We start from the raw sequence: 26,338 nt of genomic DNA, 5'->3' as shown, positions 1-26,338 counted from the left end.
GTTAGAAAATTTAATGATATGTAAGGTGACATAAATGAAGAAATCAGTAGCCATCTCTTCTTTAGCATTAGCGATTGCAATGTTAACGGGGTGTGAAAAAGTAGATTTAAAATCAATACAAGATAAAGTTTCTTTTTGGGATAAAAATGAAAAGGAGCAAGAAGTGGAACAACCAGTTAACAAAGAAGATCAGGTCAAGGATGAGGAACAACAAGCTCCAGAGAAAGTATCAGAAGAAGAAAAAAAACCTTGGACACTAGAGTCTGTTTTTTTTAATGACATAAAAGAAGTAGATGGTAGAAAGGTCATTCAAAACCCGACAAATATTGTTTCGCTCGTCAATAAAGAATTTGGCTTACCAGATGGATATGCTCCAGAGGATTTAGTGAGACCTAAAGTTGAATTTTCATTCGGTAATCAAGATATTGAAAAAAGTTATATGAGAAAAGAAGCGGCAAAGGCATTGGAGGACATGTTTAACGGTGCGAAGAAAAGTGGCATTACACTTTATGCAGTTTCTGGATATCGTTCTTATAATCGTCAAACCGAGGTTTATGATGCAGAGGTTAGCCGGGTAGGAGAAGAGAAAGCAGTACAAGCCGTTGCATACCCTGGAAATAGCGAGCATCAAACAGGGCTTGCTATGGATATATCAAGTGAGAGTGCCGACTTCTTATTAACAGAGGGATTCGGTGAAACAAAAGAGGGAAAATGGTTAAAGGAAAATGCTCATTTATATGGATTTATTCTTCGTTATCCAAAAGGGAAGGAGAAAATCACGCAATATAAATTTGAACCGTGGCATTTCCGATATGTAGGTAAAAAATCTGCAAAAGATATTTATGAAAATGACTGGACTTTAGAAGAATATTTTAAGGTTGTACGAAAAATATAAGCTAGGGTGCAGAAAAGGAATATCTCTTTAATCATTCCTTTTCTATTCCCTATTAATAGAATAAGTTTCCTTACATTTGATTAAGTAAAAATAAACATGGTATTCTATTTCCATACATAGTGTAAAACTCTCTTGGAAACGAAAGTGGTGAAGCATTTGGATAATGGTAACAATAATACAGAAAAAGAAATAGAGCAAGAAAGTGAGCAAGGGTATATAAAAATTAAGAAGTTTTATTTTGTCATGCTTTTATTTGTAGTAGTTATTGCCGCTGCTGGGATTACAACAATTGCCTTTTCTTTTGGTGATGAACCTGCAGTTAAGGTGAATAATCAGAGGGAAGAATTCAATAAACTTTATACAGCGTATGATACATTAATGGATAACTATTACAAAGATTTAAATTCAGTGGATTTAGTGAATGGTGCTATTGACGGTATGTTTACAGCACTTGATGACCCTTATTCTGATTATATGAATGAAGAAGAGGCTGGAAACTTTCAACAAAGTATTTCCTCCTCCTTTGAAGGCATTGGAGCAGAAATTCAGCAGTTAAATGATAGCATTGTAGTAGTATCGCCAATAAAAGGATCACCAGCTGAAAAGGCAGGCATAAAACCGAATGATAAAATTCTGACAGTAGACGGTAAGTCATTACAAGGAATGAGTTCTTCAGAAGCTGTTCTTTTAATTCGCGGTGAAAAGGGAACAAATGTTGAATTAGAAATAGAACGTTCTGGTGCAAGTGAACCGTTAAAAATGACGATTACAAGAGATACGATCCCGATTGAGACTGTTTATGGAGAAATGGGTAAAGACAAAATTGCCAAAATCCAAATAACTAGCTTCTCGGAGCATACAGCAACGGAATTAGTTGATATCTTAAATAAATATCAAGAAGATGGTATGAAAGGCATAGTTCTTGATTTACGTCATAATCCAGGTGGGTTACTAGAAGAAGTCAAGAAAATTGCTGGTCTATTTGTTCCAGATGGGGAAATTATTTATCAAATCGAACATAAAGATGGAACCGTAGAAAAAGTTACTTCGCAAAATAGCAGCAATATGGACATTCCACTTGTTGTGCTAATTGATGGTGGAAGTGCAAGTGCCTCAGAAATATTAGCTGGTGCTGTTAATCAATCTGCCAATGTTCCGCTTGTTGGCGTTAAGTCGTTTGGAAAAGGAACTGTTCAACAAGCAAAAAGTTTCACAGATGGAAGTAATATTAAATTTACGGTCGATAAGTGGTTAACACCAAACGGTAGCTGGATTCATGAAAAAGGGATTGAGCCAACCTATAAAGTAGAACTTCCAAGTTATGCAAGCCTAACAATGATTAATCCAGAAAGCAAATTGAAAAAAGGCAGTAATTCAGAAGAAGTTAAAACGGCGCAAGAAATGTTGAAAGCATTAGGATATGATGTAGACAATACAAATGGCTATTTTGATGATAGTACGGAAAAGACTGTAAAAGAATTTCAAAAGAAAGAAAAATTAAAAGAAGATGGAATTATTACTGGAAAAACAACAACAGAATTAATGAATAAACTCCGGGAAAAACTTCAAAAATCAGATACACAAATGAAAAAAGCAATAGAAGTATTAAAAGATGAAATGAAAAAATAAGACTTTCATGAAAAAGGGTGACAGACAATTGTCATCCTCTTTTTCTTAGGTTGCTTTTAAAAGTAAGCCATTGTATGACAAGTAGTGAAAGTATGCATGATCCTTTTCGCAAAAATTAATATAAATAAAGGAAGATATAAGATGAAACAAACAGATATATACGTCCTTTCTGGATTTTTAGGCAGTGGAAAAACAACATTATTAAAAGAAATATTAAAAAAGGAACAAGAGCTTGGTAGAAAAGTGGCTGTCTTAATGAATGAATTAGGCAGGATTTCCATAGACTCCAACGAAATAGATGGTGATATTCCATTAAAAGAGTTACTTGGTGGGTGTGTATGCTGCACAATCCAAGATGAAGTGGAAGCGCAAATACAAACTTTATTAGTGGAAGAAAAACCAGATGTTATTTATTTTGAAACAACAGGGGCTGCACATCCTGTTGAAACGATAGATGGGATTCTTTCTCCTCTTTTTGCCAATCGTCTACGGTTTAAAGGAATCATAACAGTTATAGATGGAAGACAGTGGCTTGAGCGATCAGCGTTAAATGCACCAATTCAACAACTTATTCTTGAGCAAGCAAGGCACGCAAGTATATTAATTATTAATAAAGAAGATCAGTTAACTGAAGCTGAAAAAGCCAAAATTAGTTTTGAGCTTCAATCGATTAATCCACATGCTTTTAGTGTGCTGACTAATTTTTCTAAATTTCCTTTTGAAAAATTACTCCAAATGGCAAGTCATGTCTATAAGGATATCGAAAAAACCTCCATCCATAGCTTGCATTTAAGTACATTTGTGTATACATTTCAAAAGAGCATTGGAGCAGACCAATTTGAAGATTTCTTAAGAGCGTTGCCTGATACGATTTATCGCATAAAGGGATATGTTCAATTTCACCAAGCAAAACATCCAGACTTATTTCAGTATTCATACGGCATGCCTTTATTTATGAGAGAAGACATGAAAATGCCATTGAATATGGTATTCATTGGAGAAAATGTTGATTGGAAGAAGATAGAGGCAGCGTTGGATCAATTATAAATGGTATGACATTTTAACAAATGAAGATAAATTAGAGTATAGAGAAGAAAATAGGGCAAACTTTCAATAGTAAAAATCCTATTGAAGGTGGTTTATTGTGAACAAAAAAAATTTCCTGTTACTTTTTCTTTGTTATATTCTTATAATTCCTGTACCTTTAGTGAAGGGAGCCGAAGAAAATATTTATTCTCCGATTAGTTTTGATATTCAATTATTATCATGGAACGTGATTAATGAGATGATTCCAAAATATAGCAAGTTTACGATTTTAGATATTGAAACAGGTAATCAGTTTAAGGTACAACGGAGAGCAGGCAGCCAACATGCAGATGTACAGCCATTAACTGTAAAAGATACAAAGATAATGAAAGAAATTTATGAAGGGAAATGGAGTTGGAGAAGAAGAGCGATTCTCATTATGGTAAATGATCAATGGTTCGCAGCATCTATGCATGGCATGCCCCATGGAGCAGGTGCCTTAGCAAACAACTTTCCTGGACATTTTTGTGTGCATTTTTTAGGAAGCACAACACATAAAACAGAGAAGATGGATTTTTCTCATAAATTAATGGTCTATAAAGCAGCAGGTCAATTAAGACAGTACTTAGAACAAATGAATCCAAACGATGCAGTCAAAGCCTTTATCGCAGGGATAAAAGAAAAGGATGCAACCATTTTATCATACATTACAACGAAGCAAGATTGGTCTTCAGAACTTGCTTTGATAGAGAATATTAAGATAAATCGTTTAAATGAAGTTAAGCCAAAGGTTTATGAGCAAGCACTACAAGTTACTCTTGCCATTGAGTGTAATGTATATATGAAAAATGCCAGAACAAGAAATATGAAAAAAGACCTAGTATTAGTTCGGACTTCACCATTAGAAGGATGGAAGGTGAAGGTTGAAGATTCATCCATTTGAATAGTTCCTATAAAAGAAAATCCCAGCACTTTTAAATCTTGTAGTGCTGGGGTTTTTTACTATTGTTTAAATAATAAACTGAGTAAATTTATTTCTTATCCTTTCATTTCTCCAAATTTAATAAAGGTTTTTTCATCTTCAACCAAACCACAAGCAGCGCATTGAACTCGATAATCTGGACCAGAATATCCCATATGGAAAGGGGATAAATTCTCAGATGAATATTCCTCTAAAACCTGACCAGTTTGCGGATCGACCTTAACGGATTGAGGAACTTGCTGAATAATATTAAAGCGACTGCGATTTGTTTTGCAATTGGGGCAGCAATACGGTTTGTTCATATCATTACTCCATTCTTTATAAGGTATATTAATCCATATTAGGTTTCCAAATTTACCGTTTTTTATGCATATAGAAGAAATGAGAATGAATTATGAGTGTTTGTAACAAACACTAAATTTTTGTAAACTGTTTGTCTTTAATGTTATTTAAAGGCAGTCCCAAAAAGTCTGTCAAGTATGTAATTTACTCTAAAATATAGTTATACTTTAAAAAAATAGAAAAAAAGGTTTTTTTATCCATATCCTCTTTCAAGAAATAAAGAGAAAAAATTAGTTGATATAGCTATTAACCTATTATATATTCCTTTTTTACCCATGAGAAATGCTTCCTATTTCCTTCTATTGGTTTTAATATCCAGAAATATGACAAAAAAACGTATGGTAAGATGTTGTTGTAAGTCGAAACAACAAAATCTATGACTATTTCGATTTGGACAACCAAGGAGGAAATAAACAATGAAAAAGAAGAATTTAATTTTTTCAGTGGCAGCAGCTTCAACGTTATTGATGGCTACTCCACTCGCAAATAAAGCGGAAGCTTCAACTGTTCAACCACAGGAAGCCAAAACAATCTATCAAGCACACAATCTTTCAGAAGAACAGCTAAATAAAATTTTTCATAATATAGCTTCTAATTATCATATAGATATAGATAAAGTTTTGAATGAATTAATAGGATCAATGGATAAACAACAAGCATATTATCCTATTACTAAACAAAAGGATACGCAAAAAGAAGTACAAAAAGAAACAGTGAAACCAAAAGAAACACAGAAAGAAACAGCAAAACCAAAAGAAACTAATAATGTACAACAGCAATCAAATTCAAAACCTAATACAACAACACAACAAAATACTACTTCTGAATCTACAAAAAATAATTCAGCTAATGCAAGTTCTTCCGTCAGCGCATTTGAAAAGCAAGTAGTAGATTTAACGAATAAAGAAAGAGCGAAGAATGGCTTGCCAGCACTTACTTTAGATAATGAATTAAGTAAAGTTGCAAAAGCAAAGTCACAAGATATGAGTGCAAATAATTATTTTGATCATACAAGCCCAACATACGGAAGCCCATTTGATATGATGAAACAATTTGGTGTAACGTATAAAGCAGCAGGAGAAAATATTGCCAAAGGTCAAAGAACCCCAGAAGAAGTAGTAAATGCATGGATGAATAGTGAAGGGCATCGTGCGAATATTTTAAGCAATAAATTTACCCATATTGGTGTTGGTTATGTAGAAAATGGTAATTACTGGACTCAACAATTTATTGGTAAATAAGCATATCTTTTCTGCAAGTTTATAAATACAGCTTCGTTTTAATTGATGACGAGGCTGTATTTTTTTGTATTTCAAACATCTTTTTATCTGAAAAATGGAAATTCAAGAAAGGAGAGCTATTTTTAAACAAAATAGTGGTATTTTTGAGTAGAAATTTATATAATGATTTTTCCTGAATATCTACTTTTATATAAAGCAAACTAAAGAATAGGGCATCAGGTGATAAATTTATTGTATAGGAGAAATTATTTGTGGAAATTAGACAAGGACATATAGATGATTTAGCATCAATTATGGAGATAGTAAAAAAGGCTTTAGTTATTATGCAAGAGGAAGGTAATGATCAATGGTCTCATAAATATCCAAACGAAGCCAGCTTCCTGGCTGATATCGAAAACAATAATCTTTTTGTAGCTATTATGGATGATAAAGTCGTTGGATCCATTACAATAGATCAAATTGGCGGTAAAAGTTATGAGAAAATTAATTGGAGCTATGATAATAAGGAATACATGGTTATACACCGATTAGTCGTTGATTCTGATATCCGTGGAGGCGGCATTGCAAGTAATTTATTAGCATTTGCTGAAGTGTATGCGATTGAACAAGATATTTTTTACTTAAAAACAGATACATATTCATTAAATGATAAGGCCCAAAACTTATTTGTGAAGAATGGATATAATAAGGTTGGTTCGACATTTTTTGAAGGGAAAGACAAACCGTTTTATTGCTATGATAAATTATTTCTATAATTATAACCAGTCATTTTAAAGAGGATAAAGGAAAGGAGGGAAGTCTACATTCCCTCCTTTCTCATTTCTTTACAGGGAAAGGAAAGCTGCAATATTCCATTCTCATATTTCTTGTTGATCTCTTTTTCCTTTACATATGCGGGTATTTTTATATTCTTAATGAAATGTTTATTCTGCCGTTCTTTTGATAGATAGGCACAATCAGGAATGATGGTTTGATAATGACCTTCTATACGCAGTTGATTGTTATTTAAATGAATCGAAAGCTGATTCATATCTATCCCTGGTAATTCTATGTCAATATAATATCGAGAATGAAATAGATAAAAATCGCAAGCAGGAAAAGCATCACTATTTTTTATGGATGCAGCTGGATGGGAGAACCACTCTTTTTCATTTGGTTCAAACATATCTTTCTAGTAGTCTTTCTTATGACTATTCTCTGAAAATTGATAGATTTTTTTTAAGTTATCAAAACTCATAAATTCTCCTCTTTCTATTAATTCATTTCTGTAACATCAATCTCTGAATAGTGAATATCAATATTCTTTAGAATTCTTATTTCCAAAATATCATCCTTATAAAGTGCGACAGATCCTTTTTTACGAACAATTGCTGGAAGGGTAATTGTATGCTTATCTTCAAATAAGGGAATATGTTGTATAATTAGTTGATTGGAAGTATAGAAAATTTTAATATGCTCTAACCAACTGCTATCGAGGATAGGAATTCGGACATAGACATGATGATGCGTCTCAAAAACAATATAATTAAATTTTTCGGCATGGTTAATGTTATCTTTACGAAAATTTGCTTCTTTTGAAAAGCTTTGGAACATTTTCTCTGGTTCCATTTTTTGCAGAGATTCAGGCATGAGTTTATCCATCATTTCTTGCACATACTTTTGGATATCTTGCGGATTCATTTGGTCCATTCTACTTTTGGCGTCTTTATTAAAAGGGAATAAATTCCACGGGAACATTGGAAATTCATCCTTTCTTACTTACAAATATATGCTTATTTTTTATTGTATTCACACATGACAAAAGTGTGTATTTGCCTAGTAAATTGAAGGAAATACTTTCTAGATGAATGACAAGATGGGGGAACAGTTTCAAATCAAAAGGAAAAGCTTGATCTTCCAGAAAGAGGGTTGGGACAAAAGAATTTTACATAAAGAAAAAGCCAAACTATAATACAATAAAACATCGTAATAGTTCGGGTTTTTCTTTTCGCTGATTTATCTTTCTTATAGCTAAAAAACAAGTTCGTTCCATTGCGCTTCAGTCACTCGCTTTCCGCGGGGAGGAACCTGAGCCTCCTCACTGCGCTGCGGGGTCTCAGCCTTTCCTCTATTTCCCGCAGGAGTCGAGTGTCTTCCACTCCATTTCACTAATCTTATAAAATGGGGCGAGAAACAAAAATAGATTTTATTTATCATTCGTCTAATTCAACAAATGATTATTCAGCTTTAAGCATATTCTTTTTAGTTTTGTCTCAGCCCCGGTGTTAATTTCCGTATTGTTTATCACTAAATTTGTGTTTTTGAATTTTAAATAGTCGGCTTGTTAAGAAAATTGCACCGGTTGCAAGGCCGATAATGAGACCAATCCAATAGCCGAAGGGTCCTAAGTTAGTGTAGGCAGCAAGAATATATCCGCTAGGTAGACCTATCACCCAATATGATAGAAAACTCATGAGAAGGGTAACATTTACATCTTTATACCCTCGCAAAGCTCCTTGGATTGGTGCTTGAATTGCATCAGATAGTTGAAAGAATATCGCGTAAATAAGAAAGTGGGCTGTTAATTGGAGAACCTCCCAGTCATTTGTATAAATACCAGCAATGTTAGTTCGAAACGTCAAAAGAATCATTCCACTTATAAATGCGATGCTTATAGCAAGCCCAACACCTAACCAGCTATATGTTTTGGCATCTTTCATACGTCTAGCTCCTACTTCATAACCAACTAGAATGGTTAATGCGGTAGAAATACTGAGGGGAACCATATACAAAAGAGATGCAAAATTAATTGCTGATTGGTGGGCAGCAATTGTATTTGTATCATAATTGCTCATTAAAATCGTTACTGCACTAAAAATACTTGTTTCAAAGAATACAGAAAAACCAATCGGGACGCCAATTGTCAATATCTCTTTCCATTTACTCCATGATATAGTCGGAAAGTGGCTAAATAACTGAAAAGCTACAAAAGGGTGTTTTTTATGAACGATATAAACCGCAATAAAGAGCATAACCCAATAAGTAATACTTGTTGCATACCCAGTGCCCACTCCACCTAATTCAGGAAAAATCCAAATACCATTGATCAGTGCATAATTTAAGAGAATATTAATCGGTATTGCAATTAACGTTATAAACATGGAAATTTGCGTCTGGCCAAGAGAATCAATAAAAGAACGCAGTACAAAGTATAGAAAAATAGGTATAATTCCGGTACTCAATGCGATTAAGTAATGATATGCGACTCTATAGACATCCTGTTCTAAGCCGAGATTTGCAAGAATTGAATCTAAACAGAAATAACCAATAATTAATAAGGCGATAGCCATAGTAAAAGATAAGTATGCTGCTTGGATAACAGAAAAAGATACGCCTTTTTGCTCATTTTTCCCCATTAATTGGGAGACAATTGGAGGTAAAGCCAGCAATATACCACTAAGTCCTGTATATATTGGCGTCCACAAGGAGCTGCCGACTGCTACTCCGGCTAAATCAACAGGACTATAATGTCCAGACATCGTCGTATCAAAAAAACTTAATGCAAAAATACCAACCTGCGTAACCAATACAGGAAATAAAATAATAATCATTTGAGAAAGCTTTTGTTTTATAGAATATGTTTGTTTCATCTGCTTGTCCTCTTTCTTAACAATAACGTTTCGTATTATATCATAGATAAGGAGATTGAAGGAGAGAAAAAAACGAAAACTTCTAAATTGTTCGCAAATAGGAAGAGGAATCGCATTCATTTTTTACTTGCAAAGTATTAGTATTCCCCTTATCATGAAAGTTAAAAATATGAAAGGGTAGCACCGCTTTTTTCTATTCAATTGGTGTAGATAATGGGATAGCAAATACTTTTAAGTACCTATATGTTTTTTGTTACCTGATTCATAAATAAATAAGCATATGCTTATTTATAATACATAAATGAGGGTGGATAAAATGAGTAACAAAGACCAATCTTTAAATGTATTATCTTTAAAAGAGACAGCAGATGTGTTAAAACTGCTTGGAGATAAGACAAGGTTATCAATTGTTAGTTTGTTGTCTGAACAAGCATGCTGTGTATGCGAATTGGTAGAAATATATAATATGTCGCAGCCAGCTATCAGCCAGCATCTACGTAAAATGAGGGACTTAGGGATTGTTAAAGAACAGAAGAAAGGTCAATGGGTCTTCTATTCATTAAATAAAGCAAGTCAATATGATGGATTGATAAATGAACTTTTACAGCATATACCAAGTCAGCATGGAAAAATGACAAGGTTAAAAGAAAAAGGCATTAAAATATTATGTAACTAATGGAGGTAGTCTTGATTTGCTACACACATTTTTAGCAATTATTATTTTTTTATTAACATTAACTTTTGTGATTTGGCAGCCCAAAAACCTTTCTATTGGTTGGTCTGCTTGCGGGGGAGCGATATTAGCTTTATTAGTCGGGGTAGTAGATTTTCATGATGTTGCAGATGTGACTGGAATTGTTTGGAATGCAACACTTGCATTCATCGCCATTATCATCATCTCCCTTATTTTAGACGAAATAGGTTTTTTTGAATGGGCAGCACTACATATGGCTCGAATGGCCAATGGAAGCGGGCTAAAAATGTTTTTCTATGTTTCCCTTTTAGGTGCTCTTGTGGCAGCATTATTCGCAAACGATGGTGCAGCGCTTATTTTAACACCGATTGTGCTGTCGATGGTTCGAGCATTAAAGTTAGAAGAAAGAATGGTTCTTCCATTTATTATGGCAAGTGGTTTTATTGCGGATACCACGTCCTTACCCCTAGTCGTCAGTAATTTAGTAAATATTGTTTCTGCTGATTTTTTTGGAATTGGATTTGTTGAATATGTTTCTAGAATGATTATACCAAATCTATTTTCTTTATTGGCAAGTATGCTTGTTCTATATCTCTACTTCCATAAGAGAATTCCTAAAATATATGATTTAAACCATCTAAGGTTGCCAGCAGAAGCTATTAAGGATCGACAAATGTTCCGGATTTCCTGGATAATCTTAGCCTTTCTTCTAATTGGATATTTAGGCAGTGAAGTTCTGGCGATTCCGGTATCCGCTGTTGTTGGCGGCATTGCTCTTGTATTTCTTATTTTTGCAAGACGAAGCAAAGCAGTATCTATCAGAAATGTAATAAAGGGAGCTCCATGGTCAATTGTTTTCTTTTCGATCGGAATGTATGTAGTCATTTACGGACTACGTAATGTAGGGTTAACAGGCTTGTTATCAAGTCTTATTCAAGTAGCTGCCGACCAAGGCTTGTTGATTGCGACAATCGGTATGGGATTTATTGCAGCTGTTATTTCTTCTATTATGAATAATATGCCTACTGTTTTGATTGATGCTTTAGCTATAGCGGATACAAATGCAACAGGAGTAATAAAAGAAGGCTTAATTTATGCTAATATTATCGGCTCTGATTTAGGACCAAAAATCACGCCTATAGGTTCATTAGCAACTTTATTATGGCTTCATGTATTGTCGCAAAAAGGGGTCAAGATTTCATGGGGAACTTACTTTAAGACGGGAATTATTTTAACCATTCCAACCCTTTTGATTACATTAATTGGTTTATACTTATGGCTATCGATCATTTCTTAATAGACATAAGAAAAATCGTTTATGGGAACAGTACTGGCAAAGATAAATCATAAAATACACTATTATTTTTAGGAGGGTGATCATGAAAATTGTTATCATAGGATCAGTAGCGGCAGGTACATCAGTAGCGGCAAAAGCACGGAGAAATGACGAGCAGGCAGAAATCACACTTTATAATGCCGATTATGACATTTCTTACTCCGGTTGTGGGATTCCTTATTTCTTAGGCGGAGAAGTTGATGAAATAGAAAGTTTAACACCGAGAAATCCAGCTTGGTTTAAGAAAAGATATAATGTAGATATTTTTGTCAGGCATGAGGTTATCGCTATCGATGTAAATCGTAGAAAGATCCAAGTGAAAAACTTGGATACAGATGAAGTGATAGAGGATATTTATGATGTATTAGTATTTGCAACAGGAGCATCACCTTTAACGCTACCAATTGAGGGGGTAGAAAAAGACCATGTTTTCCACATTCGAACCATTCAAGATACAAGTGCTATTGACAGGTTTATAAAAAAGAAGGAGCCAAGAAGAGCTGCAATTATAGGTGCAGGGTATATTGGTTTAGAGATGGCTGAACAGCTAACAAACAGAGGGTTAGAGGTTACATTAGTGCAACGCAGTAATCACATATTATCACATATGGATCAAGATATTGTTACATATGTAGAAGAACATCTAGTAAAAAAAGGGATTAACCTTCTTTTGAATGAGGAAGTTAGTGAAATAACTACTAACGAAATAAGAACAAAATCAGGAAATGTTATAGAAACAGATTTGGTTATTTTAGCAACAGGGGTTAGGCCTAATGTTCACTTAGCAGAGTCAATCGGTGTAAATATAGGACATTCTGGTGCTATTGCCGTAAATAATAGGATGCAAACTAACTTACCTAATGTATATGCGGTAGGGGATGTTGCAGAGAGCTATTCTCTCATTACCGGTAAATCATTATATCGGCCATTAGGAAGCACAGCAAATAAAATGGGAAGAATAGCCGGTGATGTTATAACAGGGGGGGCTTTAGAACATAGAGGCATTTTAGGAACTGCTATTCTTCGTGTTTTTGACTTAGCTGTTGGACAAACTGGTATGAACGAAACGGAAGCATTGGAGGAAGGCTATGATATAGAAGTTCTCCATAATATCAAGCCTGCAAGAGCTGAGTATTTGGGTGGTAAACAATTAGTCATTAAGGCAATTGCAGATCGCAAAACAGGTAGAATTTTAGGTGTACAAATAGTAGGGGAAGAAGGAGTCGATAAAAGAATAGATGTTTTTGTTACAGCCATTACATTTAAAGCAAAAGCGGAAGATTTATTTCATCTTGATCTTGCATATGCCCCGCCTTTTAGTACGGCAAAAGACCCTGTTATGTATACTGGAATGGCTTTACAGAATGCTATTGAGAAGAAAAATCAATTAATCACGCCAAAAGATTTAAGTGAAAAGATAGAAAAGAGAGAGGCTATTCAAGTTATTGATACACGCTCTGCAAAACAATTTAATGCTTCATGTGTGGATACAGCTATTAATATCCCTTTGGGTGATTTGCGAGAGAAATGCAAGGAACTAGATCCAAATTTACTCACTGTTACCTATTGTAATAGTGGTGTAACCGGAAATGCTGCCCAAAACGTACTACGTAATTTAGGATTTATGAATATCTATAATCTTTCTGGTGGAAACAAGAATTATCAAAGTTATAAAAAGAAGCGATAATTTACTATGATATTCATTCATAGGCGAGAATGAATACATGGAGGATTTCTCCATCCAATTTTCGTTAGATTATTATAGAAGAATAAAAATAAGATCAGTGATAGTTATTTTTCTATCGACTGATCTTATTTTAGTATCGGAGCTAAATTACGCCTCTCTACAATCATTTGTCGTCTCTTCCGTATTTTGACGTAAAGTGTATAGAGTAAATAAATCTTTAGGAATTTCGAATAGTTGATAAGGGATTCCAGAAGTATTTAAAATTTGTAACAGATTACTTCTTGTTTCATTTGCTGACACCGCATAGGGAAGCTTTTCAGCCGCTTTTAGTGAGCGGATATTATTACTTCTAATTCGCATTAATATACTTTCAATATTCAGCTCAAAAAATGCTTCAGCAAAGAATAATTCTTTTGCTATTTGATTGTATCCCATGCCATGATAAGGTTTTCCCAACCAAGTACCGAGGAAACCGATATTTTCGTTTATATCATATAGATTAATGGTACCAATCGGATTTTGCCATTCATCTAATATCGTTCTAGAGATAAGTTCTCCTCTTTCTTCCGCTTCTATTGTCTGCTTGGTAAGAAAAAGGTATTCTTCATATGAATAAGCTTTTTGACGCACGAAAGGGAAGACATCAGGGTGCGTCATTAAAGGATATAACGCTTGACATTCCTCAAGATCTCTTTTTTTTAACACAATAATCCCTCCAGTTGAGGGCAGAACTTATTCATGAAAAAGAAAAAGCCCACCCTCGAAATTTTTAATCCATTTGAAAAAAAATTTCGGGGTGGGAATCGAACCCACTAGAACCAAAGCGGTGGCGCACCATTTGCCTTCCCATCTTTAATTATTATCTCATGATAACAAATTACTTTTCTATATCATACAAAATTTCGGTGAAATTGAAAATAGGAAAATACAAACAAATTGTAAAATTTTAATGAAATGATGTAAAGAAAGGTAAATTATTTCACTATAACAAAGAGGGATGAAAACTTCCGCCAATTAATTGGACATAAATTATTTCAAAATGAAACATTTATATGAAATAATCGTATATAATAACATAGCAATTATTATTTTAGTTGGAGGTTTCTTTCATGGATTTAAATAAAGACAGATCATCAAATGATGATAGAGTTTTTGCGATGTTGATTTATGTGTCTAGTTTTTTTACTACTTTTATCGGGCCATTAGTTATCTGGCTCGTGAAAAAGGATTCGCCTTTTGTGGATTATCATGGTAAAGAATATTTTAACTTTTTAATTTCTTATGCCATTTATTCCTTTATAGCATGGATTCTTGTGTTTCTTTTAATAGGATTTATTATTTTACCAATAATCGGAATCATGGCATTTGTATTTACAATTATCGCTGCCATTAAGGCTTATGAAGGCCAGGATTATCATATTCCTTTAACGATTCGTTTTATCAAATAATCATTGTTAGATCATTAACTGTTTATAAAATGACAGCCTATTCGTTTAAATCAGCGACCAATTTCGGTGACCCGCTTTTTAACGAATAGGCTGTCATTTTTCGGTTTTTATATTTCCACAATCAATACTTACTAATAGATTAGACTCTTTTAAAATTTTTCTTCTAATTAATCATAGATTTCAATAGAAATTAATAGAATAAGAAGAATGAGAAAGATAAGTGCACAGCCGCGCTAACCTTTCATTACAAGAATGGATATAAAGGAGTCTTCATGATGAATATTGAAAAATACTATAAATATACAGCCATATCTTCCTTGAACGCTAGTTTAATTAGTTGTATTCCTCTATTCCTTTTTATAGGCATATTTTTATTGAATCATTCAAGTATTACTTTTCTTTACCTTTTAGTCCCATTTGCAATGTACAGTGTAATTTGCTTTTGTCAATTTTATTTACATAAACAGCGTTTAGAGAAAATGGATAATTTTTTCTCCGTAGGACAGGCAAGATCCATTTTAAAATCCAATACGGTAGTTTTATCTTTTTTACCTGCCCCATCCTTAAGAATGATTGTTTTTGATAGAGAAGGACAAGAGATAGGGGAAATAAAAGATGAAAAATTCTCAGTCATTCGTTGGTATCTACCATTCTTATTCGATCGATTTTATACAAAATCGTACGGCTTTTATAATACGCAAGGGGATCTCCAATATGTTTTTACCTTAAAAAGAGACAGAATAGATATACAGAATAAGGATAAAAAAATAATCAGCAGAATTTTAGAAATAAAGACCGAAAAACGATTAGTGAACCAATTTCTTTATGGGGAAGACACAATCATAATGAAAAAAACCTTTGGTCACATGGAGTACCAGTTTGAGCAAGAAGATGGTCATAAATTAGCTCAGTTAAGAAAGGGCTGGATGCCGAAAGAATGGGCAAAACGTTTTCAAGATCCTAATCTGCCGCTGTTGACAATTGATCACCACGCGTCTGATAAAGAGGTTATTCACCTCTATGCGATATTAACAAAGTTATTCGCCTATACGAATCATTAATATGGGTGGAGTTGAGCATAGAAAGTTTTCCTTTGCTAAGCTGATTTAATGAAAACTGACTAAATAATAATAAACCACTAAAAGGAAAGTAGGAAAAAATGAGTATTTTCTCCTGAAAAACATTGGCAAAACATTGGTAATCTGCTATCATAATTTCTTGTGGCTACCTTATTGAATGCTAAAAGTCATGTCAATCATTGGCATGCTTATATTGTATTTATAGGGAAGCGGGTAGGGAGAGGGATACAACTAAATAGGTATATCTGATGAAAGATTATATTTTTTCATTTTTTCAGCTAAAGGAAAGTCAAACATCCATTAAACAAGAGGTACTTGCAGGGATTATTGGGTTTTTTACTGTTGTATACATCGTGGTAGTAAACTCCTTAATCTTAGCAGAAGCAGGTATTCCATTGGAAGCAGCAATCATTGCAACCATTTTAACATCCGTTGTTGGCTGTTTTTTAATGGGCTTATATGGAAATGTGCCCGTTTTGCTTGTACCTGGTATGGGTATCAATGCTTTGTTTTCTTATACCATTGTAAATTCAATGGCTCTAACCTGGCAAGAAGCGTTGGCAGTAGTGTTTGTTTCTGGAATTCTCTTTATGATTGTGGCTTTTACCAAACTAGCTAGAATTGTAAGTGATTCTATTCCTGTTTCGTTAAAAGAATCGATTAGCGTTGGATTAGGTCTATTTTTAATGCTAATTGGTTTGGAAAAAGGCGGGATAGTAGAAAGAGGAACAAATTCAATTATTGCCTTAGGATCTTTTAATGATTTACATGTATTGGCAACAGTACTCACATTTTTAATAAGTATTATTCTGTTTTTAAGAAATGTGAAGGGAAACTTTCTGATTACGATTATTGTTGGTACTTTCATTGCTTGGCTGTTTGGACTGATCAATGTAAACGCAGGAAGTAGCCAATCGATTCACCTTCAAGAATACAGGAGTGTGTTCGGCCATCTGTCTTTTGATAAACTTGTAACGATTCCTTTTTGGATTGCCGTATTTTCTCTTACAATGGTACTTGTGTTTGAAAATATTGGATTGGTCAATAATCATGTTCAATTTATAAACAAACCTAAGCGATTTCAAAAAGCTTTTCGAGCTACTTCTATTTCTGTTTTTCTATCTAGTTTATTTGGCACAAGTCCAACGGTAGCTACTGTGGAAAGTTCTGCAAGTATGACTGCTGGTGGGAAAACAGGCTTAACCGCTGTAACGACAGGTTTTCTGTTTATTTGTTCAGCATTTTTTATTCCTGTCATTAAATTAATCCCAGACAGTGCCATTGCACCAATTTTAATCATTATTGGAGGGTTAATGCTGCAGAATATCCGAAATCTGGATTTAAAGGATTTAAGTGAAAGTTTTCCTAGCTTTTTTATTATTGCGATGATTCCGTTTACGTACAGTATCGCAGATGGCATGGCTATTGGGTTTATTCTTTACCCGATTTTAAAGATTGCATTAGGGAAAGCGAAAGAAGTTTCACTGCCTTTGTATTTCATATCCTCATTATTTTTGATTAATTTTGTACTTCAATATACACATTAATCTAAGACACGTCCATTCTGAAATTTGAAGTTATTTTCTTATTTCAGAAGTTGTCACTAGCAGTCTGACATCACTCGTTTGTGTATGAGTATATGCTTTTTGTCTTAGCAGCTTTACTCTATTTAACGATATGTCAGACTGCTCTATATATTTTTAGAATTCCCCGTTTTTTTCAAAAAAACTTTTAAAAAAATAGTATGCAAAAAAGTTCTTTTTTCTAGATAAACTATCATTTTTATTATCAAGGTCCTAGAATCAAAGAATCTATTCTTCATTCCCTTTAAATACAACTTAGATAATCCTTAAACTTTCATGATGACATTTTTTTGTGAAAAAATTATTTTCTTACAAGCAAGGTTCGACAACCTTCTACTTATAAATTTATTAAAATGACAATAACTAAGCGTAAAAAGATTGACGGAGGTAAATAAATGGAAGTTTTTGTGGCGAGACAGCCACTATTTAATCGAATCGAAGAAGTTTATGGATATGAACTACTTTATAGACATAACAATATTAATTCCTTCCCCAATGTGAATGGTGATCAGGCAACGACAGATGTTATTATTAATAGTTTTCTTAATATTGGAATAGATAAATTATCAGATGGTAAACCTTGCTTTATTAATTTTACGGAGAATTTATTAGAACTTAAGCTTCCTACATATTTTCACCCAAGGGATATTGTAATAGAAATTCTAGAAACAGTTGTTCCAAGCCAAAAAATAATAGATATTTGTTTAGAACTCAAACAATTAGGCTACAAACTAGCTTTAGATGATTTTATTTTTGAGAAAAGTAACCCATACTCTTATTCTTTGCTAAGATTAGCAGATATGATTAAAGTCGATTTTCAAAATACGACAAAAGAAGTGCGAGCAGAAATAGAAGATGTTGCTAAAAAGCATCATCTTGAATTAATTGCTGAAAAACTTGAAACAAGTTCGGAGTATAAACAAGCAAGAAATAGAGGCTATCATTATTTTCAAGGTTATTATTTCTCAAGACCATTCATTATGTCTTCCCATGATGTGCCAACCTATATGCCGACGTATTATAAGATTCTTGAGCTACTACATGATGAAAATCCAGACATAAACCGTATTTCTAAATTGATCGAACAGGATATTTCTTTATCCTATAAGCTTTTAAAATTAATTAACACACTAGAATATGGAGTAAAACAAAAAGTAACTAGTATTAAGCATGCCATTATATATATTGGGCTTAGAGAACTTCGAAAATGGATTTATATTCTTACAGTTAGGGAAAAGGACTGGAAGAATGGAATTTCTTTAGAAGTGATGCATAATTGCTTAATACGTTCTAAAATGTGCGAATCAGTAGCAAAGCTTGTACCGGGAAGGATTGAATATGGAAGTTTTTTTTTGACGGGCATGTTCTCTCTTATGGATACCATTATGAACAGGGATATGGATAGCATTCTTTCCGATCTACCATTGGATGAAACAATTGTACAAGCTTTATCAGGACAGAAAAATGTTCAACAAGACGTGCTTCAATTGGTCATTGCAGCAGAAACAGCTGACTGGCCCGGAATTGCACTTGGTTGTAAAGAATTAAATATTCAAGAAAAAGAATTATTTAAAGTATATGCAGAATCTATTTCATGGGCAAAGAAGCTATTAGATGATGATTATTTATATGGATGAATGGAAATAACCTTAACGACTTGATTATAAGCTGTTAAGGTTTTCTCTTTTTTAGTCAGGAAGAATTGATTGCAGGTTAGACAAAGGAACAGTAAAATAAATAAGAAACAAATTCAGCTTGGAGGAATTATGAAATGAATATAAAAATTACAAAATGTCATGGAAGTGGCAATGATTTTTTAATAATAGATGAAATTTCAGACGCCTATCAGTTTTCCGAAGAAGAAAGAACGGAGATAGCTAAAACGTTATGTAATAGAGGTTCTTCTTTAGGGGCGGATGGTATTCTTTTTGTAATGCCTAGTCAAGTTGCGGATGCAAGAATGAGAGTTTTTAATGCCGATGGTTCCGAAGCTTCCATGTGTGGAAATGGGATTCGTTGTGTCGCTCGATATGTTTGTGAACTTCTTCAGGTAGAGGAAGCAGTGATTGAAACAATGAAAGCTAATTTAGAGGTGAAAAACGAAGCAGATATTTATCCTAATATTCCAACGTATTTGGTAGAAATATCTCCTGTATCTTTTCAAACAAAGGACCTGCCATTACAGGTAGAATCGACTACACTAATAAATGGGAAAATTCCGGGATTAAATAATGATTTATTATTTACTGCTTTAGCTGTGCCTAATCCACATTTAATTACACTTGTAGATAAAGCAGTACTTGATTCTGATATTCAAGAAACATTAAGTAAATATGTGAATGGTCCGAATGAGTATTTTCCAGACGGTGTAAATGTTAGCTTTGTATCGATATTAGAAAAAGGTAACATTTATGTACGTACATACGAGAGAGGGGTAGGTTTTACAAATGCTTGCGGAACTGCTATGTCTGCTTCAACCCTTGTTTCCATACTAAATGGGTTTAATGAAGAAAATACCTATGTAGATGTGTATAATAATGGAGGCAAAGTCCGCTGTTATGTTCATCATCGTAATGATCAATATCGTATTGATTTAATTGGCAATGCCACTTATGTTTATCGTGCTGATGTATCGTTTAAATGGGATGCGATGGAAAGTTTTTCCGTATCGAATAAGTCCTATTTCGAGGAAGAAGCTGTTCAATATAAAAAACTGCAACAAGAAGCAAAACAATATGTCGAAAACCATTTAAAATAAATTTGCAGAGAACAGTAGTTGGTTAGTATGGGAGGAAAAGGTTAGGTCTATTCAACATTATGTTATGTGGAATAGGAACTGACCTTTTTGTTACCGTCTTGAGAAGATTTTAAAATGATTAGAAAATGGACAATAACCTGCATTTTTAGCAGGAAAATAGCAAGGATAAGAGCGCCAAAAAGAGGAAAACTAGACAAAATCTTGTATAATTTTTTTCCATTTGCAAATGGTAAGGATAAAAGGAATAAAGGACATGAAACCAATAAAGCCGTTTGAACCACTACTAACAGAAGCAATTCCAAAAGGGGATCAATGGATAGCTCAAGTTAAGTGGGATGGAACAAGAATTCTCTCCTACTATGATGGAGAGAACACAAAATTATTTAATCGAAAGAAAAACGAAAGAACGCAGCAATATCCTGAATTACTAAAGACTAGTTCCTTCGTACAGGCAAAAAATTGTATTCTCGACGGGGAAGTTATTGCTTTGCAGGATGGGAAACCATCCTTTTATGAAGTAATGAAACGGGACAGAGTGAGAAATTTTGAGCGATTAAGTGGTCTGCAAGAAGAGATTCCCATTACCTATATGGTTTTTGATATCCTGTTCCTCGATGGACAGTGGTTAGTAGATAAGCCGTTACTGGAAAGACAAAAAATATTGCATGAAAAAATAGCTGAGACGAAAGTTGTTCGACTTGTTGAAAATTTTGCTGATATGCAAGGTTTATTCACTGTTTGTCAACAACATCAGTTGGAAGGAATCGTCTGCAAGGATCTTGGCAGTTCCTATGTTCTGGGCGGAAAAGATGCAAGATGGCTTAAGAGAAAAAAAGAGCAGGATTTAATTGCTATAGTGGGAGGAGTAACAATTAAACATAAAACGGTTCATTCTCTCCACCTCGGGTTATTTGATGAGTCAGGACAGTTGGTTTATATTGGAAGTGCCGGTTCGAGTAAATTGACCGCAAACGACTGGGCTGCTGTCTCCAAGGCGATTGAGCCAATCATTATAAAAGAAAGTTCTTTTGTTAATCTTAAGGAAGCGAAAGATGGAGTCTGGCTGCGACCAGCACTCACTGTCAAAATCTCCTTTTTAGAATGGACAGAAGGCAAAACATTAAGGCATCCAGTCATCGAGTCATTTGTCACTATTCCCATTGAAGAATGCACATTAGAATAACAACACGCATATCTAATAGTATTTTAGAAATAAGCCCAAACATTAGACAGAAAAAATTCCGTACCATTGTTTGGGCGTTTATTGTCTTTATGTTTAAATACAAGGATTTGATAATTCGTTTTCGCAATTATCTATTTAGATGTTTTCCTGTCCCTTCCTCGTTTTTTATATTTGTTAACACATCTAGTACTTGCTGGAAAGGTTGTTTTTCTTTTGCCTCAAAATAACCACCGAAAGAATGAATCCCATTTTGAAGTCTTTGTAATACAACATCCATTGAAAATTGACTAGGATGAAGATCTTCTGTTAATTCATCCCATGCAATTGGGCATGCAACATATCCGCCTTTATTACCGCGAATGGAATAGGGAGCGATAATTGTTTTTCCTTCACTATGTTGGATGTAGTCAATGTATAATCTGTTTCTGCGGTTTTTCTTTAATCGTTCTATGGTGAAAAGCTCTGGATTTTCCTCAATCATATAATTAGCAATAAATTCTGTGAATAAACGTACTTTTTCATAAGTAAATGTTCTTTCTGGAAGTGGTAAATACACCTGAATTCCTTTATTTCCTGATATTTTCACAAAAGATAAAAGCTGTAATCGTTCCAAAATCTGTTGCAGAACTTTTGCAGCTTTAATAGCCATATAAAAATGTTCCACAGAAGGCGGGTCTAGATCAAAGACAATTTCAGAAGGCATGCTATTAGAATAAATTGTTTCAAAAGGAATGTGAAATTCAAACGCTAATTGATTTCCGAGCCACATAAGCGTTTCTACATTATTACAAACAATATATTCTATGTCTTCGTTTTTATATGTTTCCACATAAGAAGGAGCGTAGTCTGGACATTGTTTTTGATAGAAAGATTCGCCAAATAAACCATGGGGAAATCGAATCGTAGTCAATAATCGATTTTCTAAAAAAGGAAGTAAATATGGACTGACTTCTTTTAAATATAAAATATAATCAAGTTTCGTAATCTTGGTATTGGGAAAAAGAGGTTTATCAGCATGAGTAATAGGCGTAGACTCTGTTGCAATAACATTCTCTAATGTACAGTCTTTCCAATCTTTATTATATAAAAATTGGATAAAAACAGGATTGTTTAGTCTATGCTGTTGAAAAGAGGAAAACTGTAATTCTACGCAAATTCCGGGATCTAGAAAATAAAAGTTGTCATCTTCCTTTATAGCATGTTCTTTTATAATCTGTAATAATGCTGTTTTTTCTGCTCTTTTTAAGCCATTTTGAAAAGAACCTACAGGGATTATGTTCTCATTTCCAATGACGCTGACACCAAATGAGTCTGTTTTTTTATGATAATTACTAATAAAAAATGCAGCTTTATGCATTTGTCTATCCTCCTGATTTGACTATCTCTTACTAGTATAACTATTTAAGTACATAAGTATGAACAGTGTCTGTTACCAATAATTAAATAGTATGAAAAAAAACCGGTGACACAATGTATAAATAGATAGAAGTAAAGCGATGATGAATTTTGCTTTTGCATTCAACTAATGAGATGGGAGAATAAATATGCATACAATGTGGAAAGGAAATATAAGTTTTGGACTAGTTAGCATACCGATTAAGCTGCATTCGGCAATAGAAGATAAAGATATTAAGCTTAGAACACTTCATAAGGCTTGTCATGCCCCGATTAAATATGAAAAAAAATGTTCTGCTTGTGGAAATGAAGTTGCTCCAGAAGAAATCGTGAAGGCATATGAATATGCAAAGGGAAAATATGTTGTCCTTGATGAAGAAGACTTGGAAAATTTGCGTAAAGAGAATGAAGATAAAGCAGTGGAAATTATTGATTTTGTGAAGATGGAAGAGATTGATCCCATTTACTTTGAAAAATGCTATTATATGTCTTCCGGTGAAGGGGGGAACAAGGCTTATGCCTTATTAAGACAAGCTTTACTTGAGACAGGGAAAGTTGGAATTGCGAAAATTATTATTCGTTCCAAAGAGCAGCTGGCAATTATTAGGGTGTATGAAAATACCCTCGTAATGGAAACCATACATTTTCCTGATGAAGTTCGTAAAGTGGACGATGTACCAAATGTTCCGGAAGTAAATCAACTCGAGAAAAAAGAATTGGAAACAGCGATTTTATTAATTGACCAATTAACAACAGAATTTACTCCGGAGAAATATACTGATGAATACAGAACAGCTCTTCTTGAATTGATTGAAGCGAAGAAAGCTGGCAAAGAGGTAGTGACAGGCACAGATAAGCCAAGGGAATCTAATGTCATGGATTTAATGGCTGCACTACAAGCATCTATTGATAATACAAAGCCTAAGAAAACTGAGGAAAAAAAGAAAAAAACAACAAGAAAGAAAGTTGTAAAAGAAGCTTAAAAAAGAAAAAGACAAGGTGCTAGCTTTTACTATTTTAGGAATAGCTAGCACTAAAATATAACAGCGAGGGATTTACATGGAGAAAAGAATAACATCAAAATATATCGGTATAATGTTAGCAATTATCCTGATTTTTAGTGGGCTATTTTATATTATTGCAAGACATGTAAAGAGCTCTGATATTATTTCATTTGACGAGACAATCATCCACTTTACGCAATCATTCATTTCAGAAGATTTAACAATATGGGTTGAAAGAATTACCTTTTTAGGATCTAGTCTGTTTATTGCAGCCGCGATACTAGTTATTACAGTACTTTTACTATGGAAGAAAAAGTATGCTTTAGTTATTTTTTTCATTTCAACTAATAGTTTTGGTGCATTATTAAATACACTTCTTAAATGGTTCTTTAAAAGAGAGCGTCCGGATATATTGCCTGTTATAATAGAAAAAGGCTATAGTTTTCCAAGTGGACATTCTATGGGTTCGCTAATTTTCTTCAGCTCATGTGCATACTTATGTATACATTTGCTTAAATCTACTGGGAAGAAAGTGCTGGCTTACATAATTGCCTGTTTTTTTATTCTTTTAATAGGGACAAGCAGAGTATATTTAGGTGTCCATTATCCAACAGATGTTGTTGGTGGCTACTCAATAGGTATCGCCTATTCTGCTGTTTGCATATTAGCATTTCGACTATATGAATTTAAATCGAAACGCTAGTGTGAATGCAGAATGAATAATAATTAAGCGGAGAAGAATGAAATATTTTTGGGGGAAATGAAATGAATCAGCATATTATTCCAGCATCATCCAATATGAAGGAATTTGAAGCATTTTTAAAAAGTGATTATGAAATTGGCGTATTTTTAGAAGTACATGTTTCACAGTTAAAACATATAAGTTTGCTTGCAAAAAAAGCAAATAAGAAAATGATTTATCATGTTGACTTAATCCAAGGATTAAAAAGTGATGATTTTGGAACAGAGTTTATCTGTCAAGAATTTAAACCATATGGACTTATATCTACAAAATCATCGGTTATCTTAAAAGCAAAGCAGAAAAACGTGATAGCAATCCAAAGGGTATTTCTCCTTGATAGTCATGCAATAGCGAAAAGCGTTAAGCTAGTTCAACGAACACATCCTGATTATATCGAAGTGCTTCCAGGAACAATGCCTTGGATGATTAAAGAAATAAAAGAGAGTTTAAATGTACCTATTCTTGCAGGTGGTTTGATTCGCTCGGATAAGGATATAAGTAATGCAATTGAAGCAGGGGCTACTAGTATAACTACTTCAAAAAAAGAATTATGGCAAAAAATAAAGTAAATAATTTTTTTATAGTGAAAACGATAAAAATAATTGACAGACTGTCAGGAAGCGTTTACAATTACCTTACAAGTTAATTTAATGTGTTGGAGAAAAGGAGATACACGCAGTAGTCACCATAATTTTAGTGGCTTAATCTGTCGTGTTCTCCTTTTTTGCATGTTTTAATGACAATCACTCTGTAATTATGCTAAAAATAAATATTAGTATGATGGTAGTTTAGGGGTATTTCATTTTAAGATAATTATCAGAATAAAACAGAGTGAAACAAGGAAAAGGGGGATTTTGATGTCTGCGTTTATGGGAGAAGTTGTTGGAACCATGATTTTGATTATATTCGGGGGAGGAGTCGTAGCTGGTGCGAATTTAAAGAAAGCGTTCTCTAATGGGGGAGGATGGATTGTGATTACTCTTGCCTGGGGGCTGGCGGTTACGATGGGAGCATTTGCTGTCGGAAGTATCAGTGGGGCCCACTTAAATCCAGCAGTTACCATCGCGCTGGCAATAACAGGTGATTTTGCTTGGAATCAAGTATTGCCATATATCTTGGCACAAATGATCGGCGCTTTTTTAGGTGCATGTATTGTATATTTACACTATCTCCCGCATTGGGGTGCAACAAAGGATGCGGAAGCAAAATTAGCAGTCTTTTCAACAGGTCCTGCTATTCCACATACCTTTGGAAATATATTAAGTGAATTGATAGGAACGTTTATGTTAGTGCTTGGGTTATTGTTTATTGGAGCAAATAGCTTCGCTGAGGGACTTAACCCGCTTGCTGTAGGTTTGCTTATTGTTGTAATTGGGATGTCATTAGGGGGAACAACTGGCTATGCCATTAACCCAGCACGTGACCTTGGTCCAAGAATTGCCCATTTTGTTTTACCAATTGCCGGCAAAGGATCATCGAATTTCCGCTATGCATGGATACCAGTTGTTGGTCCCATACTAGGTGGATCCCTAGCAGCCGTTTTTTATACGTATATCTTTAAAGGGGTTGTCTTATCAAGCTTTTGGATTGTGATAGCGATTACTGTCATTGTATTATTACTTGCATTTTTTAAGACAAAAGGGGAAAGTAAGAGTATTGGTAAAAAAGTAGCATAATCATTTACT

At 33.9% G+C, this 26,338-nt stretch carries 25 protein-coding genes; 19 read left to right on the top strand and 6 right to left on the bottom strand.

The window, feature by feature from the left end:
* Positions 1-34 precede the first annotated feature (34 nt).
* The 4 genes from NX902_RS14065 (at position 35) to NX902_RS14050 (ending at position 4,493) form a co-directional block, all read left to right on the top strand.
* Positions 35-895, top strand: coding sequence for a M15 family metallopeptidase (locus NX902_RS14065; RefSeq protein WP_235850308.1), 861 nt, complete (start codon positions 35-37; stop codon positions 893-895).
* Positions 896-1,027: 132 nt separating this feature from the next.
* The gene (locus tag NX902_RS14060) at positions 1,028-2,524 is read left to right on the top strand and encodes a lmo1851 family serine protease (protein WP_371000559.1); all 1,497 of its coding nucleotides are present in this window, start codon (positions 1,028-1,030) and stop codon (positions 2,522-2,524) included.
* A gap of 141 nt (positions 2,525-2,665) precedes the next feature.
* Positions 2,666-3,571 (top strand): CobW family GTP-binding protein, encoded by a 906-nt coding sequence (locus NX902_RS14055; RefSeq protein WP_095332059.1) that lies wholly within the window; start codon positions 2,666-2,668, stop codon positions 3,569-3,571.
* A 97-nt stretch (positions 3,572-3,668) separates the two neighbouring features.
* Entirely contained in the window at positions 3,669-4,493 is an 825-nt protein-coding gene (locus NX902_RS14050) for a hypothetical protein (protein ID WP_204259860.1), read from the top strand.
* Positions 4,494-4,588: 95 nt separating this feature from the next.
* Here NX902_RS14050 and NX902_RS14045 read toward each other — a convergent pair whose 3' ends face one another.
* Positions 4,589-4,834, bottom strand: coding sequence for a DNA alkylation repair protein (locus NX902_RS14045; protein WP_095332061.1), 246 nt, complete (start codon positions 4,832-4,834; stop codon positions 4,589-4,591).
* 456 nt (positions 4,835-5,290) lie between these two features.
* On the opposite strand from NX902_RS14045, the gene NX902_RS14040 reads away from it, so the two are divergent.
* The gene (locus tag NX902_RS14040; RefSeq protein WP_163186242.1) at positions 5,291-6,115 is read left to right on the top strand and encodes a CAP domain-containing protein; all 825 of its coding nucleotides are present in this window, start codon (positions 5,291-5,293) and stop codon (positions 6,113-6,115) included.
* A gap of 251 nt (positions 6,116-6,366) precedes the next feature.
* Positions 6,367-6,870: a GNAT family N-acetyltransferase gene (locus NX902_RS14035; protein ID WP_095332065.1), complete on the top strand. Its 504-nt coding sequence runs from the start codon at positions 6,367-6,369 to the stop codon at positions 6,868-6,870.
* 44 nt (positions 6,871-6,914) lie between these two features.
* Here NX902_RS14035 and NX902_RS14030 read toward each other — a convergent pair whose 3' ends face one another.
* From NX902_RS14030 to NX902_RS14020, 3 genes are all read right to left on the bottom strand, one after another.
* Positions 6,915-7,280, bottom strand: a complete 366-nt coding sequence (locus NX902_RS14030; RefSeq protein WP_341160791.1) for an Hsp20/alpha crystallin family protein — start codon at positions 7,278-7,280, stop codon at positions 6,915-6,917.
* Positions 7,281-7,369: 89 nt separating this feature from the next.
* Complete coding sequence (locus NX902_RS14025; protein WP_095332069.1) at positions 7,370-7,852, bottom strand: spore coat protein; 483 nt, start codon at positions 7,850-7,852, stop codon at positions 7,370-7,372.
* A 527-nt stretch (positions 7,853-8,379) separates the two neighbouring features.
* The gene (locus tag NX902_RS14020) at positions 8,380-9,744 is read right to left on the bottom strand and encodes an MATE family efflux transporter (protein WP_095333688.1); all 1,365 of its coding nucleotides are present in this window, start codon (positions 9,742-9,744) and stop codon (positions 8,380-8,382) included.
* 316 nt (positions 9,745-10,060) lie between these two features.
* Here NX902_RS14020 and NX902_RS14015 point away from each other — a divergent pair, with 316 nt between their 5' ends.
* The 3 genes from NX902_RS14015 to NX902_RS14005 all read left to right on the top strand — a co-directional run bounded on the left by NX902_RS14015 (position 10,061) and on the right by NX902_RS14005 (position 13,461).
* Entirely contained in the window at positions 10,061-10,420 is a 360-nt protein-coding gene (locus NX902_RS14015; protein ID WP_095333690.1) for an ArsR/SmtB family transcription factor, read from the top strand.
* A gap of 16 nt (positions 10,421-10,436) precedes the next feature.
* Positions 10,437-11,735: an arsenic transporter gene (locus tag NX902_RS14010; RefSeq protein WP_095333692.1), complete on the top strand. Its 1,299-nt coding sequence runs from the start codon at positions 10,437-10,439 to the stop codon at positions 11,733-11,735.
* A gap of 82 nt (positions 11,736-11,817) precedes the next feature.
* Positions 11,818-13,461: an FAD-dependent oxidoreductase gene (locus NX902_RS14005; protein WP_341160790.1), complete on the top strand. Its 1,644-nt coding sequence runs from the start codon at positions 11,818-11,820 to the stop codon at positions 13,459-13,461.
* Between the two features lie 147 nt (positions 13,462-13,608).
* Here NX902_RS14005 and NX902_RS14000 read toward each other — a convergent pair whose 3' ends face one another.
* Positions 13,609-14,166: a GNAT family N-acetyltransferase gene (locus tag NX902_RS14000; RefSeq protein ID WP_095333695.1), complete on the bottom strand. Its 558-nt coding sequence runs from the start codon at positions 14,164-14,166 to the stop codon at positions 13,609-13,611.
* 404 nt (positions 14,167-14,570) lie between these two features.
* Between NX902_RS14000 and NX902_RS13995 the strand changes: the two genes are divergently transcribed.
* The 6 genes from NX902_RS13995 (at position 14,571) to NX902_RS13970 (ending at position 21,512) form a co-directional block, all read left to right on the top strand.
* The gene (locus NX902_RS13995; RefSeq protein WP_047940478.1) at positions 14,571-14,909 is read left to right on the top strand and encodes a DUF4870 domain-containing protein; all 339 of its coding nucleotides are present in this window, start codon (positions 14,571-14,573) and stop codon (positions 14,907-14,909) included.
* A gap of 275 nt (positions 14,910-15,184) precedes the next feature.
* Complete coding sequence (locus NX902_RS13990; protein ID WP_095333696.1) at positions 15,185-15,970, top strand: hypothetical protein; 786 nt, start codon at positions 15,185-15,187, stop codon at positions 15,968-15,970.
* Positions 15,971-16,236: 266 nt separating this feature from the next.
* The gene (locus NX902_RS13985) at positions 16,237-17,535 is read left to right on the top strand and encodes an NCS2 family permease (RefSeq protein WP_095333698.1); all 1,299 of its coding nucleotides are present in this window, start codon (positions 16,237-16,239) and stop codon (positions 17,533-17,535) included.
* Between the two features lie 431 nt (positions 17,536-17,966).
* A complete protein-coding gene (locus NX902_RS13980; RefSeq protein WP_095333700.1) occupies positions 17,967-19,208 on the top strand; it encodes an EAL and HDOD domain-containing protein in 1,242 nt (413 codons plus the stop codon).
* A 134-nt stretch (positions 19,209-19,342) separates the two neighbouring features.
* The gene (dapF, locus tag NX902_RS13975; protein WP_095333701.1) at positions 19,343-20,329 is read left to right on the top strand and encodes a diaminopimelate epimerase; all 987 of its coding nucleotides are present in this window, start codon (positions 19,343-19,345) and stop codon (positions 20,327-20,329) included.
* Between the two features lie 253 nt (positions 20,330-20,582).
* Complete coding sequence (locus NX902_RS13970) at positions 20,583-21,512, top strand: ATP-dependent DNA ligase (protein ID WP_095333703.1); 930 nt, start codon at positions 20,583-20,585, stop codon at positions 21,510-21,512.
* Between the two features lie 127 nt (positions 21,513-21,639).
* Here NX902_RS13970 and ligD read toward each other — a convergent pair whose 3' ends face one another.
* Positions 21,640-22,869 carry a DNA ligase D gene (ligD, locus tag NX902_RS13965; protein ID WP_095333705.1) on the bottom strand — a complete coding sequence of 410 codons (1,230 nt, stop codon included), beginning with the start codon at positions 22,867-22,869 and terminating at the stop codon, positions 21,640-21,642.
* A 187-nt stretch (positions 22,870-23,056) separates the two neighbouring features.
* Between ligD and ku the strand changes: the two genes are divergently transcribed.
* The 4 genes from ku (at position 23,057) to NX902_RS13945 (ending at position 26,329) form a co-directional block, all read left to right on the top strand.
* Positions 23,057-23,890 carry a non-homologous end joining protein Ku gene (gene ku, locus NX902_RS13960; protein WP_095333706.1) on the top strand — a complete coding sequence of 278 codons (834 nt, stop codon included), beginning with the start codon at positions 23,057-23,059 and terminating at the stop codon, positions 23,888-23,890.
* A gap of 76 nt (positions 23,891-23,966) precedes the next feature.
* The gene (locus tag NX902_RS13955) at positions 23,967-24,614 is read left to right on the top strand and encodes a phosphatase PAP2 family protein (protein ID WP_095333707.1); all 648 of its coding nucleotides are present in this window, start codon (positions 23,967-23,969) and stop codon (positions 24,612-24,614) included.
* Between the two features lie 62 nt (positions 24,615-24,676).
* Positions 24,677-25,222 carry a glycerol-3-phosphate responsive antiterminator gene (locus tag NX902_RS13950; RefSeq protein WP_095333709.1) on the top strand — a complete coding sequence of 182 codons (546 nt, stop codon included), beginning with the start codon at positions 24,677-24,679 and terminating at the stop codon, positions 25,220-25,222.
* Between the two features lie 288 nt (positions 25,223-25,510).
* Positions 25,511-26,329, top strand: a complete 819-nt coding sequence (locus NX902_RS13945) for an MIP/aquaporin family protein (RefSeq protein WP_047940487.1) — start codon at positions 25,511-25,513, stop codon at positions 26,327-26,329.
* The last annotated feature ends 9 nt before the right edge of the window (positions 26,330-26,338 follow it).

The organism is Niallia sp. FSL W8-0954 (assembly GCF_038005605.1).
Lineage (GTDB): Bacteria > Bacillota > Bacilli > Bacillales > Cytobacillaceae > Niallia > Niallia circulans_A.
This window is presented reverse-complemented; position numbering and strand designations above follow the sequence as displayed.